At 56.8% G+C, this 15,265-nt stretch carries 14 protein-coding genes and 1 pseudogene; 3 read left to right on the forward strand and 12 right to left on the reverse strand.

Features of this window, described 5'->3' with window-relative positions; translation table 11 throughout:
• Positions 1-58: 58 nt before the first annotated feature.
• From H8B15_RS02010 to H8B15_RS02060, 12 genes and pseudogenes are all read right to left on the reverse strand, one after another.
• The gene (locus H8B15_RS02010) at positions 59-358 is read right to left on the reverse strand and encodes a hypothetical protein (protein ID WP_187317975.1); all 300 of its coding nucleotides are present in this window, start codon (positions 356-358) and stop codon (positions 59-61) included.
• Positions 359-409: 51 nt separating this feature from the next.
• Positions 410-616: a hypothetical protein gene (locus tag H8B15_RS02015; RefSeq protein WP_187317976.1), complete on the reverse strand. Its 207-nt coding sequence runs from the start codon at positions 614-616 to the stop codon at positions 410-412.
• Positions 617-856: 240 nt separating this feature from the next.
• Positions 857-1,897, reverse strand: coding sequence for a Fic family protein (locus H8B15_RS02020; RefSeq protein WP_187317977.1), 1,041 nt, complete (start codon positions 1,895-1,897; stop codon positions 857-859).
• Positions 1,898-2,070: 173 nt separating this feature from the next.
• Positions 2,071-2,955, reverse strand: coding sequence for a hypothetical protein (locus tag H8B15_RS02025; protein ID WP_187317978.1), 885 nt, complete (start codon positions 2,953-2,955; stop codon positions 2,071-2,073).
• Between the two features lie 88 nt (positions 2,956-3,043).
• Complete coding sequence (locus H8B15_RS02030) at positions 3,044-6,601, reverse strand: methylmalonyl-CoA mutase family protein (protein ID WP_187317979.1); 3,558 nt, start codon at positions 6,599-6,601, stop codon at positions 3,044-3,046.
• A gap of 133 nt (positions 6,602-6,734) precedes the next feature.
• Positions 6,735-7,169, reverse strand: a complete 435-nt coding sequence (locus tag H8B15_RS20930) for a hypothetical protein (RefSeq protein ID WP_246455269.1) — start codon at positions 7,167-7,169, stop codon at positions 6,735-6,737.
• 117 nt (positions 7,170-7,286) lie between these two features.
• Positions 7,287-7,607 (reverse strand): annotated as a pseudogene (locus H8B15_RS21340) (carboxypeptidase-like regulatory domain-containing protein); the annotation flags it as partial.
• Positions 7,608-7,734: 127 nt separating this feature from the next.
• On the reverse strand, positions 7,735-7,998 hold the full coding sequence (locus H8B15_RS02040) for a hypothetical protein (protein WP_187317981.1): 264 nt from the start codon (positions 7,996-7,998) through the stop codon (positions 7,735-7,737).
• 22 nt (positions 7,999-8,020) lie between these two features.
• The gene (locus H8B15_RS02045) at positions 8,021-8,623 is read right to left on the reverse strand and encodes a Uma2 family endonuclease (RefSeq protein WP_216859040.1); all 603 of its coding nucleotides are present in this window, start codon (positions 8,621-8,623) and stop codon (positions 8,021-8,023) included.
• Between the two features lie 33 nt (positions 8,624-8,656).
• On the reverse strand, positions 8,657-9,517 hold the full coding sequence (locus H8B15_RS02050; protein ID WP_187317982.1) for a carboxypeptidase-like regulatory domain-containing protein: 861 nt from the start codon (positions 9,515-9,517) through the stop codon (positions 8,657-8,659).
• 140 nt (positions 9,518-9,657) lie between these two features.
• Entirely contained in the window at positions 9,658-11,511 is a 1,854-nt protein-coding gene (locus tag H8B15_RS02055; protein ID WP_187317983.1) for a glycoside hydrolase family 15 protein, read from the reverse strand.
• 167 nt (positions 11,512-11,678) lie between these two features.
• Positions 11,679-12,035, reverse strand: coding sequence for a hypothetical protein (locus H8B15_RS02060; protein WP_187317984.1), 357 nt, complete (start codon positions 12,033-12,035; stop codon positions 11,679-11,681).
• A 198-nt stretch (positions 12,036-12,233) separates the two neighbouring features.
• Here H8B15_RS02060 and lepA point away from each other — a divergent pair, with 198 nt between their 5' ends.
• The 3 genes from lepA to H8B15_RS02075 all read left to right on the forward strand — a co-directional run bounded on the left by lepA (position 12,234) and on the right by H8B15_RS02075 (position 15,231).
• A complete protein-coding gene (gene lepA, locus H8B15_RS02065) occupies positions 12,234-14,021 on the forward strand; it encodes a translation elongation factor 4 (protein ID WP_187318051.1) in 1,788 nt (595 codons plus the stop codon).
• Positions 14,022-14,127: 106 nt separating this feature from the next.
• Positions 14,128-14,307, forward strand: a complete 180-nt coding sequence (locus tag H8B15_RS02070; RefSeq protein WP_187317985.1) for a hypothetical protein — start codon at positions 14,128-14,130, stop codon at positions 14,305-14,307.
• Positions 14,308-14,319: 12 nt separating this feature from the next.
• Positions 14,320-15,231, forward strand: coding sequence for a bifunctional 5,10-methylenetetrahydrofolate dehydrogenase/5,10-methenyltetrahydrofolate cyclohydrolase (locus H8B15_RS02075; RefSeq protein WP_187317986.1), 912 nt, complete (start codon positions 14,320-14,322; stop codon positions 15,229-15,231).
• Positions 15,232-15,265: the final 34 nt, after the last annotated feature.

Below are 15,265 nucleotides of genomic sequence, written 5' to 3' on the forward strand. Positions count from 1 at the left end.
ATTTCTTGGCGGCGCGGACGAAGAGACGCAAATATGCGTCTCTACACGTTCAACGCGGCTACCGGTACAATCCTTCTTCGCCGAACTGCTCGTGTTGCCAGCGGCTGGGATTGTTGAGAATGTAGTGTCGAATCTTTTCTAGTTCCTGACCATTGCGCACTACCCGGTCGTGGAAGCGCGCTTGCCATTGAAAAGCCAAGCCCGCCTGCCGGGCCTGCGACGTGACGCCGGCTTTATAGCCGCGCAGAATAGCCGCCAAATTGTCGTGCTGTGGGGCAAAGCGATTTTCATAATAGAGCGAAGGGGTAGTTTCGATTGGCTTATCGACGAGTAGCAGACTGTGTATATGGTCGGGCATCACAACGAAAGCATCCAGCACTACAAAAGGAAACCGCACCGGAATCTGCTGCTAGCAGGCCGCGGCAATAGCGGCTAACGGGGTAGGACGTAGGTAGGCTCTGGTCCAATCCTGGGCTGATACCTCCATCTCTCCGAAGTAGCGCACCCGATTTCGCGTGCAGATGGTCACGAAGTACGCGCCGTTCTGCCCATAATCATAGCCCCGCAGCCGGGCCGTGGCCACGCGGTATTGGTCCTTAAATAATTCGGTATCCATAACGAATCATAGAAGCAGGTAAACGACACCGCCCAACGATGTAGAGACGCGTATTCGCGTCTCGTCGTTGAACTACACCGCTTGGATAAAACCCAAGATAAACAACATCAGCAACGCTTGAGACGCAAATATGCGTCTCCACATCCGCCGGAACCGCCTACGAAAACGCCGCCCAGACGACTCCGAGCGGCGCGGTACTGGCTGGCCGCTGCGGCGGCTGGGGAGGCTGGGGCTTTTTCGCTATAGCAGGTAGTAAACTGTAGCGGGGCCTTGGCCCTGCTTTTCAATTCGCCCTTGGGCCATCAGCTCCGCCAACGTACGCTTCACGGATGGTCCAGGAATGTCAAGCTTTTCGGCTATTTGACCCGACTTGCAGCCGGGGTGATTCCCGATAAAGCCTAGGACCGCTTTTTCGCGGGGTGACAGTTGCGTGGCCGCTTCCTGCACGGTCAGCTTTTGCAGCAGTTGTTGCTGCACATTCAATAGGGCATCGAAAAAGAAGGCCAGCCAGGCCGAAACATTCTCCCCCGGCCGCTGCGACTGGCACTGCTGCAACACCCGGTAATACTCCGTCTTGCGGTTTTCGATTTCGTGCTCCAGGCTCACGTACTGAATCCAGATGTAGCCGTGCCGCAGCAGAAGCAAGGTAGCCAGCAGGCGGCTCAGGCGACCGTTGCCGTCCTGAAAGGGGTGGATACTGACGAAATCGTAGGCAAACAGGGCGCACTTCACCAGCGGGTGTGTGGCCTCGTCGTGGTGAAACCAGGCTACCAACTCGCGCATGGCATCTTCGGTGGCGAAGCCGGGCGCGGTGGTCTGGAAGATAACTTGCCGGGTACCGTCGGGTAGGGACGCTTCCACGGCGTTGCTGTGCTGCTTGTAGTTGCCGCGGTGCCACTCGTCTTTGCGGCTAAAACGCAGCAGGTGGTTGTGCAGGCCTTTGAGACTGTTCTCGCTGATGTCGATATCGGGGTAGGATTCGGAAATCAGATCCAGCACCTGAAAGTAGCCGACTACCTCCTGTGCGTCGCGGTCTTCGAGCTTGCTGATATCCGTGTTGCGCAGCAGCACGTCCACTTCCTCGTCGCTCAGGCGCGAACCCTCGATGCGGGTAGAGGCGCCTACGCTACGTACCGTGGCAATAGCTTTGAGCTGCTTAAGCGTCTGGCCTTCCCGCCGTTCAATAGCCGACCAACTGGCATCAAACCGGTCCAGCTTGCTGATGGTGCCCAGCAACGCCCAATCCAGCGTCACGCGCATGGTGTGTACGTGTTCGTCCATGCGGCAAAGCTACGGGTTGATACGATTTGATACGATTTGATTCGTTCGTGATACGATAGGAAACGCTCCGCGCCGCCTGGGCGACTCCGAGCGGCGCGGTACCGGCTGGCCGCTAGGACGACTGCGGAGGCTGAGACTTTTTGAGTAGTAGATTATTGACAGTAATCATTCCCCTACAAAGCGAATGCTTTGTCTAAAATCTCAGTACTGAATACGCTTTTTTCCTTTGCTTCCTTTATTATATTGAAAATTTCCAATCCATCGTTAAATATTTCTTGTATCCTTTCCTTTGTAATCTCTTTATTATTTAGGCTTCCGTGGGATATTTCAACCCGTAATTGGGAAAATATTTTGTATTTATCTGCTAGTTCTTCGTATCGCCCATGTGATACATGCTTAGAAATCATTAATGCGGAAATTATCGGTTCTGCTTTATTCCAAAATTTGTAAAAGTATTTATTTCTAAATTCTTGGTCTGAAGCTTCTTTTGATTCTTTGTATGGCTCCAAAATTTCACGCGTTTCTCTTTCAATATCACTACTAATTTGTAATATTGCCATTTCAGGAGATACTTCCTTTAGTTTATTTAAGTTTGTGGTTTCACTGTCTGATAACCCAATTAATTCTAGATAGTCATTTTTAAGGTGTGGCTTTAGTTCTTCTGCTAAATCAACATTATACTCGTCTTTTAAAAATCTTTGTAAAAAATCTTTAGTAGCTGACAGATAATAAAAGACAGATTCCTCGTTGGGAAAACCAAATCTGTGTTGGATAGTGTTTCTGTCGTCTACTAGGAGTTCAATGATGGGTTTTTCTGGAATGGATATTCCTTTGCCGTCAAGAGATGTGAAAGTATCCCAAATAGTCAGGGTTAGATTTTGATTTTTAGGGCTGTAAATGGAGTGGCCACATGATAGTAGTCGGTCTTTTAGCATTAGTTCAATTGAATTAGTCAAGTGTAATATTATAAATTTATATTTTTTTGGATTCTTGCTTCCAAATAGCTCTGTTGCATGAGCTAATAGCTCAATCGAGCTAATGAATAGTGGTGACTTCATATTACGACAAAAGAGAAAAACGATTACAAAAACGGGTGCTACCTCCACAAGGTAGCACCCGTTCTCATTCAGCCAAAGTAACTGCCGCTTACATATTTCGCCGGTACTGCCCGCCTACCTCAAACAGCGCATTCGTCACCTGCCCGAGCGAGCAGAACTTCACGGTTTCCATCAGCTCCTCGAACAGATTTCCGTTGGCAATGGCGACTTGTTGCAGCTGTTTCAGGCGCTGCTCGGCGGTGCCGTGGTTGCGGGCGTGCAGGGCTTCCAGCATCGTGATTTGGTACTGCTTTTCCTCCTCCGTGGCCCGGATAACCTCGGCCGGGATGACCGTGGGCGAGCCTTTGGAGGAGAGGAAGGTATTCACGCCGATGATGGGATACTCGCCCGTGTGCTTCAGCATCTCGTAGTGCATGCTTTCCTCCTGAATCTTGCCGCGCTGGTACATGGTTTCCATGGCGCCCAGCACGCCGCCGCGCTCCGTGATACGGTCAAACTCGGCCAATACGGCTTCCTCTACCAGGTCGGTCAGCTCCTCGATGATGAAGGAGCCCTGGATCGGGTTTTCGTTTTTTGCCAGGCCCAGCTCGCGGTTTATGATGAGCTGGATAGCCATAGCCCGGCGCACCGACTCCTCCGTGGGCGTGGTGATGGCCTCATCGTAGGCGTTGGTGTGCAGGGAGTTGCAGTTGTCGTAGATGGCGTAGAGCGCCTGCAACGTGGTACGGATATCGTTGAAGTCGATTTCCTGGGCGTGCAGGCTGCGGCCTGAGGTCTGGATGTGGTACTTCAACATCTGCGAGCGGGCGTTGGCGCCGTACTTCAGCTTCATGGCCTTGGCCCAGATGCGGCGCGCCACGCGGCCAATCACGGCGTACTCGGGGTCGATGCCGTTGGAGAAGAAGAACGACAGGTTGGGCGCGAAGTCGTTCACGTCCATGCCCCGGCTCACGTAGTACTCCACAAAGGTGAAGCCGTTGCTGAGGGTAAGGGCCAGTTGGGTGATGGGGTTGGCGCCCGCCTCGGCAATGTGGTAGCCCGAAATCGAGACGGAGTAGAAGTTGCGCACCTTCTCCTGGATGAAGTACTCCTGCACGTCGCCCATCAGGCGCAGGGCAAACTCGGTGCTGAAGATGCAGGTGTTCTGAGCCTGGTCTTCCTTCAGGATATCGGCCTGCACGGTGCCGCGCACCTGCGAGAGGGTGCGCGCCTTGATGGGGGCGTACACGTCGGCGGGTAGGACCTGGTCGCCGGTGACGCCGAGGAGCAGCAGGCCCAGCCCGTCGTTGCCTTCGGGTAGGGCGCCTTGGTAGCGGGGGCGGGGCTGGCCGTATTCTTTATATAAGGAGTCGATTTTCTGGTTGACTTCGTCTTCCAGCCCGTTCTCCTTAATATATAGCTCGCACTGCTGGTCGATGGCGGCATTCATGAAGAAAGCGGCCAGCGTGGCGGCGGGGCCGTTGATGGTCATGCTCACCGACGTGCTGGGGTTGGCCAGGTTGAAGCCGGAGTAGAGCTTCTTGGCGTCGTCGAGGCAGCAAATGCTCACGCCCGCGTTGCCGATTTTGCCATAGATGTCGGGCCGGTGGTCGGGGTCCTCGCCGTAGAGCGTCACCGAGTCGAAGGCCGTGCTCAGGCGCTTGGCGGGTAGGCCCATGCTCACGTAGTGGAAGCGCCGGTTGGTGCGCTCGGGACCGCCTTCGCCGGCAAACATGCGGGTAGGGTCTTCGCCCTCGCGCTTAAACGGAAACACGCCGGCTGTGTAAGGAAACTCGCCGGGCACGTTTTCCTGGAGCTGCCAGCGCAGCAAGTCGCCCCAGGCCGTGTAGCGGGGTAGGGACACCTTGGGAATCTGCTGGCCCGAGAGGCTCTGGGTGTGCGTCTGGATGCGGATTTCTTTGTCGCGCACCTTAAACACAAACTCCGGCGCTTTATAGGCGGCTACCTTGTGCGGCCAGGTTTCCAGGAGTTTCCAGTTTTGCCCGTCCAGCCGCAGCTTGACTTCCTCGAATGCGGCCTCCAGGCCGGCCACGAGTGTGCCGGCGTCGAGTCCTGGGCTGCTCCCGCTGGCTCCGCTAGGGCTTCCGGCCCCGAGGCTGCGGACGGTTTCGACACTTTGCTGAAGTCCGAAAAGCTGCTGGGCAGTTGCGGATTGTTGCTGGACCCACTGGTCATATTGGCGGTTGGTTTCGGCTATTTCAGAAAGATAACGCGTGCGGTGGGGCGGAATGATATAAATCTTCTCCGATTCGCCCACCGGCGTTTCTAGGTGCGAGGCAAAGGTAGCGCCCGTTTTTTCCTCCAGCACGTGCAGCACGGCCCGGTAGAGGCGGTTCATGCCGGGGTCGTTGAACTGGGAGGCAATGGTGCCGAACACCGGCATCTGGTCCAGCGGCGCGTCCCACTGCTGGTGGTTGCGCTGATACTGCTTGCGCACGTCGCGCAGGGCGTCGAGGGCGCCGCGCTTGTCGAACTTGTTGAGGGCGATGACGTCGGCAAAGTCCAGCATGTCAATCTTTTCCAGCTGGGTAGCGGCGCCGTACTCGGGTGTCATCACGTAGAGGCTGGCGTCGGAGTGCTCGGTTATTTCCGTGTCGGACTGCCCAATGCCGGAGGTTTCGAGGATAATCAGGTCGAAGTCGGCGGCGCGCACCACGTCCACGGCGTCCTGCACGTACTTGCTGAGCGCCAGGTTGCTCTGGCGGGTAGCGAGGCTGCGCATATACACCCGCGGCGAGTTGATGGCGTTCATCCGAATCCGGTCGCCTAGAAGCGCCCCGCCGGTCTTGCGCTTGCTGGGGTCGACGGAAATGATGGCAATGGTCTTATCAGGAAAGTCGAGCAGAAAGCGCCGCACCAGCTCGTCCACGAGGCTGGACTTGCCTGCCCCACCGGTGCCGGTGATGCCTAAAATAGGAGCCGTCTGCCGGTCCGACGCCGTAGGCGTCCGACCGGTTGTCGTTGTAGTCGTTGCTGATTCAGGAGCAGCTTCACTTGCTACCGGTGCGGCCGGTTCGCTCGGCGCGGGCGTCAGCAACGACGACCGGTCGGACGGCTGCGCCGTCGGACCGGGGGACGACACCTCTTGCCGCACCCGCTCGAACTCCTGCGGGAAGTTTTCGGCAGCCGAAATCAGGCGGCCGATGCTGCGGGCGTCTTTCTCTTTCAGGTGCTTCACCTCGCCGTTGAGGTGCTGGCCGGTCGGGAAGTCAGCCTTTTCCAGCAGGTCGTTGATCATGCCTTGTAGGCCCAGGGCGCGGCCGTCGTCGGGCGAGTAGATGCGGGTGATGCCGTACTGCATCAGCTCCTCAATCTCGGAGGGCAGAATCACGCCGCCGCCGCCGCCGAAGATGCGGATGTGGCCCGCGCCGCGCTCCTGCAGCAGGTCGTGCATGTACTTAAAGTACTCGTTGTGCCCGCCCTGGTAGCTGGTAATGGCAATGGCCTGCGCATCTTCCTGCACGGCGCAGTCCACAATCTCCTGCACCGAGCGGTTGTGGCCCAGGTGAATGACTTCGGCGCCGCTGCTCTGAATGATGCGGCGCATGATGTTGATGGCTGCGTCGTGCCCATCGAACAAGGCAGCAGCCGTGACGATGCGAACGTGGTTTTTGGGTTTATAGGGAGCTACGGGGGTGGTTTGCATAATCGGGTGGGGTGGGTAGTTTGGGTAGGCTAAGGTACGAAATAGGCGGTAGGGCTGCTTTGCAGGCCCCCGCCAGTTACGTAGGCTATACGCCCAAACAACGTCAGCAACGACGGGCGCGTGCCACGCGCCCCTACCGCCAGCTCTGCACCGTGAGGTATAGACTAGGCTGCATGGGGAAGGACTTCCACTGAGCCTGACTTTTATCCCGGCCGAACACGCGGTGCAACGCCGCCGGAAATACCGCCGGAATGCCAAACCACTGCCGGGTAGTCGTATCGCCTTCGCTGCTCAGCCATTGCATGGCAACGGCTATTTTCTGCTGTTTGGCCAGCTGTATAGTGTAGGGCCGCAAGTCAACTGTAAACCAGCCTACATACTGGTTGGGTATCGTAAACTGTATATCAGCCGGAACCAACAGTTCCGCGGGCCGCCCGTCGCGGACGGTATAAAACAGTAGCCGCAACCGCACTTCTCGGAAGGTATTGCCGCGAATGTATAGGTTGAAATCGTCTACATAGCAGTTGCGAGCCGGTGTAAGGAACGTGCCGAATTCTTTACCTCGCATATCACGCCGATAGGTGCTGTCATTCGGCATGCTGCCTGTCCCCCAGTCTGCTAGCCCCACTTTCCCTGTGTGTCCCAGCGTTTTCCGGCGTAATTGCTGGTGCCGTATCACGACTTCCTGCAGCGTCTGCGGCTGCTTCCGTAGCTGGATAGTTACAGGCTGTTGCCGTAACTGACGCACTACCAGTCGGGCCGGCTGGTAGCCTACGCACGTGACCACCACGGTATCCGTCGCCGCAAGGTCCGGCGAGTCTGGAAAACTGAAGTGCCCTTGAGTATCTGCCACAGTTCCCAAGGCCCTACCTTTCACCCCAACCGACGCAAACGGCACGGGCACGGCGGTTGAATCATGGTGTACTTGCCCTTGCAGGGTTTGGCCAACTAGCAGGATAGGACGATAGAGAAGTAAGAAAATTCCGAGTACTAGGATAAGGCGCATAAAGCTGTAGCGTTGATACAGCTAGGAGAGTGCAGCCGGGCGGCGTGGCGTTGCAAAGCACACAAAAAAGCCCCGGCGGGGCCGAGGCGAGGTAAATCAACTTGAAGTTTTAGGAGTTACAGAAAGGTTACTCCCATTGTGAATAGTCAATAAAATCTTTTCCGCCCTTACTGAAATCTTGTAGTAATATTTCAATGACTTCAAAGGGAACATCTACGCTTGCGAAAGTTGCGAAGTCAATCTTTTTTAGATCATCATGTCGAAAAATCTCAATCAGCAAAACACGTCCAGAAGAGGTGATTTCCCATAATTCCCACCCGAGTCCGTCGCGTGTTGACACGTCGCTGGCGTGCCATATTTCAAATTTTCTACCCGAAATCGAAAATGCCATTGAGGATCAATTAAATACATAGCTACCCCAACTCCGTCAGCCGCAGCCGGAACCCCGGCAGCACGTCCTCACCCGACAACTCATTCTCAAAGCCTTGCACTACCTCTGGCTCCGGCTGGCCGGGGCGGTAGAGGTAGGCGGTTTCCGATTCGGGGACCAGCAGCCACGCCAGCTGGGCACCGTTGCGGAGCCAATCAAGCATCTTAGCCTGAAGAACTTTGGTTGAATCGGAAGCCGATTGCAGTTCCACCACAAACTCCGGGCACACCGGGGCAAACTTGTCCTGCTGCTCCTGGGTCAACGCGTTCCACTTCGCCGCCGAGACCCAGGACGCATCCGGCGACAGGACAGAGCCGTCAGGCAGCGTGAAGCCGGTGTTGGAATCAAAAATTTCACCTAGATGGGATTGTTGCTCCCACCATTTGCCGAGTTGTAGATTCAGGCGGGCGTTGCGTTTGCCGGAGCGGCTGCCGGTAGGCGACATAAGTACAATTTCGTGATGGGCGGTGCGCTCGACGCGTAGCTCAGGGTGCTGCTGACAGAACGTGAAGAATTCGTCGTCCGTCATGCGCTCCAGGTAGGGGCCACCCAAAATAATCGGTCCGTTATCGAAGACAGTAGGCATAGAGTAAACATACGCAAAAGGGGTAGCAGTAGCCTACCCCCGTGGGCTTGCCACCGTCACGTACAGGCTCAGGTTGATGGGTTGCACCTGCCACTGGTCCTCCGACTTCTCACGAAATACCATGCGGTGCGTGGCCGAGAGGGCGGCTGGAATTAACAGCCGGCCCCATTCAGTCGCATCCTCTTTTATTTCGGAGCCGGCTAGCCATTCAATCGTCACGGCCACGCGCTGGTTGTCACCTACACAAACCTGGTAAGGTTTCAGGTCGATGTGCTGCCAGCCGCCGGGCGCATCGTCGGGCACGGCAAACTGCACGTCTTGGGTGAGGAGGCTGGCGGCTGGGTGGTCGTTGGCGTCGAGGGCACGCACGTTGAGGCGGAAGCGCAAATTCTTGTAGTTGCGGCGTCCCAAGTACACGTGCGCGTCTTCCAGGTAGCTACCCGGTTTCACGTGCAAAATGGTGCCTACCTCACGGCCAGGAATGCTGGCCGGGCTCTTGTCGGTGGCCAGGTGAAAATTGTAGTACGTGAAGCCCCACGTGCCGTCGCGGCCCACGCGGTGGCGCTTCCAGCTGTTGGCCCGCACCTGTACTTCGGCCAAGGTTTGGGCCTGGGGCGTCAGCTCGATGCTTGCATGGCGCAGCAGCTCGGCCGCTACCACTTTGTAGGGCCGATAGCCCACGCAGGAAATCACAATGGTATCGGTTGGGGCGGCCGCCGCGAGGTGCTGCGGGTCGAAATGCCCCTGGGCATCGGCTACTGTACCAATAGGCTTCCCCTGTACCCCAACGGATGCGTAGGGTACGGCGGCATGGGTAGTGGCGTTGGTGATGGATGGGGTAGGCGCCTGCAAAAAGAGCGATGAGAACGGCAGGAAAAGAAAGGAGGCTAGCATGTATAGGGGAATGATGTAGCCAATAGAGTGAGCGGCGGCGGCCAAACGTTGCAAGCCCTACCTCTAAAGCGCGCAACCACCGCTGATAGCACGTATCGACGGTGGTTGTACTATATCAGACCCGTTCAACGCAAGCTGCTCTACCCCACAAAGTTGTGCCCTTGCTGCTGCTTGCCGCTGTGGCGCTCATCCAGGTCGCGGTTGAGCTGGAACGCGGCGCTGATAAGGGCCAGGTGGGTGAAGGCCTGCGGGTAGTTGCCAATCTGCTCACCGGCCGACCCAATCTGCTCGGAGTATAAGCCCAGCGGACTCGCAAAGCCGAGCAGCTTCTCAAACAGCAAGGTAGCCTTATCCAAATCACCCGCCCGCGACAGGTTCTCAATGTACCAGAACGAGCACATCGTGAAGGTGCCTTCTTCGCCCTCCAAGCCATCGGAGGCGCCCCCGCCCACGTGGTAGCGGTACATCAAGGAGTCGATGACCAGCTCTTTTTCGAGGGCACGCATGGTAGACTGCCAGCGCGGCTCGGCGGGGCTGAACATGCGCACCAGCGGTAGCAGCAGCACGGTAGCATCCAGTACATCACCGCCTTTGTACTGCACGAAAGCTTGTTTTTCCTCGCTCCAGTAGTTGTCAAACACCTCTTTGTAAATCTCGTCGCGCACCTTGTACCACTTTTCCAACGGGGCCGGAAACGAGCGGTCGTTGGCAATCTGAATGCCACGGTCCAGCGCCACCCAGCACATCATCTTGGCCGAGATAAACTGCCGCTCCTCGTCGCGCACCTCCCACATGCCGTGGTCATCTTCCTGCCAGTTTTCCGCCACAAAATCCACCAGCCGCGCTACGTGCTTCCAGAAGTCGTAGGTGATGGCGCCGCCGTATTTGTTGTAGAGATAAATGGTATCCAGCAGCTCGCCGTAGATATCGAGCTGAAACTGCTGCGCCGCGCCGTTGCCAATGCGTACCGGGCGGGAGTCGCGGTAGCCAGCCAAGTGTGACAGCTCCTTTTCTGGCAAGTCAGTGGAGCCATCTACGGCATACATCAGCTGCAAATCGGCGGCGTCTTGCAGCTGGTTGCAGCGGTCCATAATCCAGTGTAAAAAAGCCTTTGACTCGGTGGTAAAGCCCAGTCGCAGAAACGCATACATAGTGAAGGCCGCGTCGCGAATCCAGGTGAAGCGGTAGTCCCAGTTGCGGGCACCACCTACGCATTCGGGCAGGCCGAAAGTGGCGGCGGCCACCGTGGAGCCAAATTGCAGCGAGGTCAGCAGCTTGAGCGTGATGGCGGAGCGCAACACCGTTTCGCGCCAACGGCCAATATAAGTGCTGCTTTCAATCCACTCGCGCCAGTATGTGAGTGTATCCTGGAAAGCGCCTTCGGTGTAGTGCGCCAGGTCGCGGGCAATAAAAGAAGGGTCGTCAGCGGGCGTGGCTTCAATCACAAAATTGGCTGTGTCACCCGCCGTCAGCGTCCAGGTGCCGGTTGCATCGCCGGCTTTAGTGGGCTGTAATGGCCGGTCGCCGAGCAGACGAAACTGAAAGTCCTTCTCGCCGGTGCTGCGGAAAAGCAAATCATTCTCCTGCTGCACCAACTCGTGCGACGCGCGAGCATAGTCGAAACGGGGGCAGCAGTGCATGGTAAACGTCAAGCTGCCCTTGATAACGCGCACCATCCGCACCACAGCGCAGTTCTGGCGGTGGTGCTTCACAGGCATGAAATCCGTCAGTTCGGCAATGCCGCCCTTGGAGTAAAAGCGCGTCAGTAGGATGCCGGTATTGGGTAGATAAAGCTGTTTGGATTGCACCCCCTCATCGGCGGGCGCCAGGGACCAATAGCCACCTTTCTCGGCATCTAGCAACGCCGCAAAGATGGTAGGGGAGTCGAAGCGGGTGAAAGGCAGGTAATCTATTGAGCCTTTGTTGGATACCAATGCAACTGTGTGCAGGTTACCAACCAGGCCATAATCTTCTAAGGGAGTAGCTTGCGTCATAAAGGAGGTAGGTACACGAGTGTGTAGTACCCTATCAACGCAAAAGGACTACCGACAGCCGAGGGAGACGCGAATTTTGTAGGTTGAAAGGAGGAGCAAAAACTTCCATAAATCGTTCCGCAGCTTGCAGGACTCATCCTCAAGCCGCGGAACGGTGTGCGCCTCGTTTACTTGGAGTTAGCCGCTTTTTCCAGGGCTTGTTCCAGCTCGTCGGCGGCCTTTTCAATGTCGTGGTAGCCTTGCTGGGCGGCGTGCTCCTTGGCCGCTAGTAGGCCGTCGCGGTGCACGGTTTTGAAGTCGCCGTACGGGAATTTGTAGCGGCCTTTGGTGTCCTCGCCCATGCTGGTGTCTACACCGAGGTGCCACTTGGCATACTCTTCCATTTCGTGCTGGTCGATAAACTTGTTTTCGGCGGCCGTATCGGGGTTGTGCTGACTCCAGTGGCCGGAGTCGTTCTTGATCTTGCCGTCTTTGATCAGCTGCTTGGCGAAGGTCACGGCCTTCTGGTTTACTTTGATGCTCATGGCGGTGGAGGGGGTAGTAAAATGAAACGAAGCCTACCCCTGCCGGGGCTGGTGACTGACGGTAGGGTAGGGCTTTCTTTAAACGAATGGGTTACCTGGCGCGTTTTGGACGAGCTTAAACGCCGCACGGCACTTGCGCCGGCAGCTAGCTTTTGCGGGCCGGTTTGCGTAACTTCGCGGTTGCAAAAACCGCCTCTAGTGAAGAACATTCGTAATTTCTGCATCATTGCTCACATCGACCACGGCAAGAGCACCCTGGCCGACCGCCTGCTGGAATTCACCCAGACTGTGGCCCAGCGCGACATGCAAGCCCAGCTGCTCGACAACATGGACCTGGAGCGGGAGCGAGGTATCACCATCAAGAGCCACGCCATCCAGATGCAGTATCAGTACCAGGGCGAGCAATACACGCTCAACCTGATTGATACGCCCGGCCACGTCGATTTCAGCTACGAAGTATCCCGCTCCATTGCTGCCTGCGAAGGCGCGCTGTTGATCGTGGACTCGTCGCAGGGTATTGAGGCGCAGACCATTAGCAACCTCTACCTGGCCATCGGCTCCGACCTCACCATCATTCCGGTGCTCAACAAAATCGACCTGCCCCACTCCATGCCGGAGGAGGTGTCGGACGAGATTGTGGACCTCATCGGCTGCGACCGGGGCGAAATCATCCACGCCTCGGGCAAGGCCGGCATCGGCATCGAGGAAATCCTGAATGCCATCTGCGAGCGAATCCCCGCGCCCAAAGGCGACCCGGAAGCCCCCCTGCAAGCCCTGATTTTTGACTCGGTATTCAACTCCTATCGGGGCATTGAGGTGCTGTTTCGCATCAAGAACGGCACCATGCGCAAGGGCGACAAGCTCCGCTTCATGGCCACCGGCAAAGAGTACGGCGCCGACGAAATCGGCATCCTGGGCCTCAAACAAGAGCCCCGCCCCGAAATGCGCGCCGGCAACGTGGGCTACCTGATTTCGGGAATCAAGGAAGCCCGCGAGGTGAAGGTAGGCGACACGATTACCAACGTGCTGAACCCCACCAAAGAAGCCATCCACGGCTTCGAGGACGTGAAGCCGATGGTATTTGCCGGTATCTACCCCGTGGATACCACCGAGTACGAGGAGTTGCGCTCGTGCATGGAAAAGCTCCAGCTCAACGACGCCGCCCTGGTGTGGGAGCCCGAAACGTCGGCGGCCCTGGGTTTCGGCTTCCGCTGCGGCTTCCTGGGCATGCTGCACATGGAAATCGTGCAGGAGCGCCTGGAGCGCGAGTTCGACATGACGGTGATTACCACCGTGCCCTCGGTGCAGTTCCACGCCACCGGGACTAAGGACCAGGAGTACATCATCAACGCGCCCTCCGAGATGCCGGAGCCTAACACGGTGAAGTTCATCGAGGAGCCGTTCATCAAGGCCCAGATCATCACGGCCGCCGATTACGTTGGCTCCATCATCACGCTCTGCATGGAGAAGCGCGGCATCATCAAAGGCCAAAGCTACCTAACTTCTGAGCGGGTAGAAATGACCTTCGAGCTGCCGCTGTCGGAAATCGTGTTCGACTTCTTCGACAAGCTCAAAACCATCTCACGCGGCTACGCTTCGCTGGACTACGAGCTGATTGGCTTCCGTGAGTCGGACATGGTGAAGCTGGATATCATGCTGAACGGAGAAAAGGTAGACGCGCTGTCGGCCATCGTGCACCGCAGCAAGAGCTACGAGTGGGGCAAGCGCCTCTGCGAAAAGCTGCGCGAGCTATTGCCCCGCCAGCAGTTTGAAATTGCCATTCAGGCTTCTATCGGCCAAAAAATCGTGGCCCGCGAAACGGTGAAAGCCCTGCGCAAAAACGTAATTGCCAAGTGCTATGGCGGCGACATCTCGCGTAAGCGTAAGCTGCTGGAAAAGCAGAAAGAAGGTAAGAAACGGATGCGCCAAGTGGGCTCCGTGGAAATCCCGCAGGAAGCATTCCTGGCAGTACTGAAGATTGACTAATGCATAAAAGCGCGGCTCCGGAAACGGGCCGCGCTTTTTGCTGGCCCTTTGTTTTTTCACCTCATACACTTCTTGACACGGCGTTGTATGATTACACATTCATCCCATGTCTGAGAACATCACCAAGAACTGCAAAAGTCAGGAGCAACTGGAAAAAATTATCAAAGGCCAGGAGCGTAAGTTCCGGTGGCGCGACGATTGGCCCGCTATGGAAAAATCTCTGACGGAAGCCGGCAACGCTGCCATTGCGGCCCACGAAAACAAAGCCAAAACCGACCAAGAGTAAACCCGCATCAATATGACCCCAGCCCCCGAAGCTGCTACCTACCACCTCATCGACGGCAAGAAAACCGCTGAGGACATCAAAGTTGAAATTGCCGCCGAAGTAGAGCAGCTAAAAGCTGCCAGCCAGAAAGTGCCGCACTTGGCAGCCATTCTCGTCGGCCACGACGGTGGTTCCGAAACCTACGTGCGCAACAAAGTGCTGGCCTGCGAGCGGGTAGGCTACGGCAGCACGCTGCTGCGCTACGAGGACACCATCACCGAAGCGGAGCTGCTGGCGAAGGTGGAGGAGCTGAACCAGGACCCCGAAATCGACGGCTTTATTGTGCAGCTTCCCCTGCCCAAGCACATCAACGCCGAAAAGGTGATTGAGGCCGTGCGGCCCGAAAAGGACGTGGACGGTTTCCACCCCATGAACCTGGGTCGCATGGTGGCCGGGCTGCCCGCCCTGCTACCCGCTACCCCCTCGGGCATTGTGGAGCTGCTGAAGCGATACGGCATCAAAACCAGTGGTAAGCATTGTGTGGTAATTGGACGTTCCAACATTGTAGGTACGCCGGTTAGTATATTGCTGGCTAAGAATTTAGAGCCTGGCAACTGCACCGTTACTTTATGCCACTCGCGCACGGCTAACCTTGTGGAAATTACCCGCCAGGCTGATATCATAGTAGCGGCGCTGGGTCGGCCGGAGTTCGTGACGGGTGACATGGTGAAACCCGGCGCGGTAGTCATTGACGTGGGCACCACGCGAGTAGAGGATGCCAGCCGCAAGTCGGGCTTCGTGCTGAAGGGCGACGTGAATTTTGCGGAGGTAGCCCCACAGGCCAGCTACATCACGCCAGTACCGGGCGGAGTAGGCCCCATGACCATCGCTATGTTGCTGCTCAACACGCTGCGCGCTGCTAAGGGCGAAGTGTATCCGCGCTAGAATGTCAGAACCAAACCGCCGTTTTCGCGGTTTG

Source organism: Hymenobacter citatus, assembly GCF_014333615.1.
Classification (GTDB): domain Bacteria; phylum Bacteroidota; class Bacteroidia; order Cytophagales; family Hymenobacteraceae; genus Hymenobacter; species Hymenobacter citatus.

Excerpts from the sequence above, each read along its gene's own strand:
- H8B15_RS02010 (WP_187317975.1), bottom strand. The coding sequence starts at position 358 with ATGCCCGACCATATACACAGTCTGCTACTCGTCGATAAGCCAATCGAA.
- H8B15_RS02055 (WP_187317983.1), bottom strand. The coding sequence starts at position 11,511 with ATGACGCAAGCTACTCCCTTAGAAGATTATGGCCTGGTTGGTAACCTG.
- H8B15_RS02050 (WP_187317982.1), bottom strand. The coding sequence starts at position 9,517 with ATGCTAGCCTCCTTTCTTTTCCTGCCGTTCTCATCGCTCTTTTTGCAG.
- H8B15_RS02015 (WP_187317976.1), bottom strand. The coding sequence starts at position 616 with ATGGATACCGAATTATTTAAGGACCAATACCGCGTGGCCACGGCCCGG.
- H8B15_RS02040 (WP_187317981.1), bottom strand. The coding sequence starts at position 7,998 with ATGGCATTTTCGATTTCGGGTAGAAAATTTGAAATATGGCACGCCAGC.
- H8B15_RS02045 (WP_216859040.1), bottom strand. The coding sequence starts at position 8,623 with ATGCCTACTGTCTTCGATAACGGACCGATTATTTTGGGTGGCCCCTAC.
- H8B15_RS02075 (WP_187317986.1), top strand. The coding sequence starts at position 14,320 with ATGACCCCAGCCCCCGAAGCTGCTACCTACCACCTCATCGACGGCAAG.
- H8B15_RS02025 (WP_187317978.1), bottom strand. The coding sequence starts at position 2,955 with ATGAAGTCACCACTATTCATTAGCTCGATTGAGCTATTAGCTCATGCA.
- H8B15_RS02030 (WP_187317979.1), bottom strand. The coding sequence starts at position 6,601 with ATGCAAACCACCCCCGTAGCTCCCTATAAACCCAAAAACCACGTTCGC.
- H8B15_RS02060 (WP_187317984.1), bottom strand. The coding sequence starts at position 12,035 with ATGAGCATCAAAGTAAACCAGAAGGCCGTGACCTTCGCCAAGCAGCTG.
- H8B15_RS02020 (WP_187317977.1), bottom strand. The coding sequence starts at position 1,897 with ATGGACGAACACGTACACACCATGCGCGTGACGCTGGATTGGGCGTTG.
- H8B15_RS20930 (WP_246455269.1), bottom strand. The coding sequence starts at position 7,169 with ATGCGAGGTAAAGAATTCGGCACGTTCCTTACACCGGCTCGCAACTGC.
- H8B15_RS02070 (WP_187317985.1), top strand. The coding sequence starts at position 14,128 with ATGTCTGAGAACATCACCAAGAACTGCAAAAGTCAGGAGCAACTGGAA.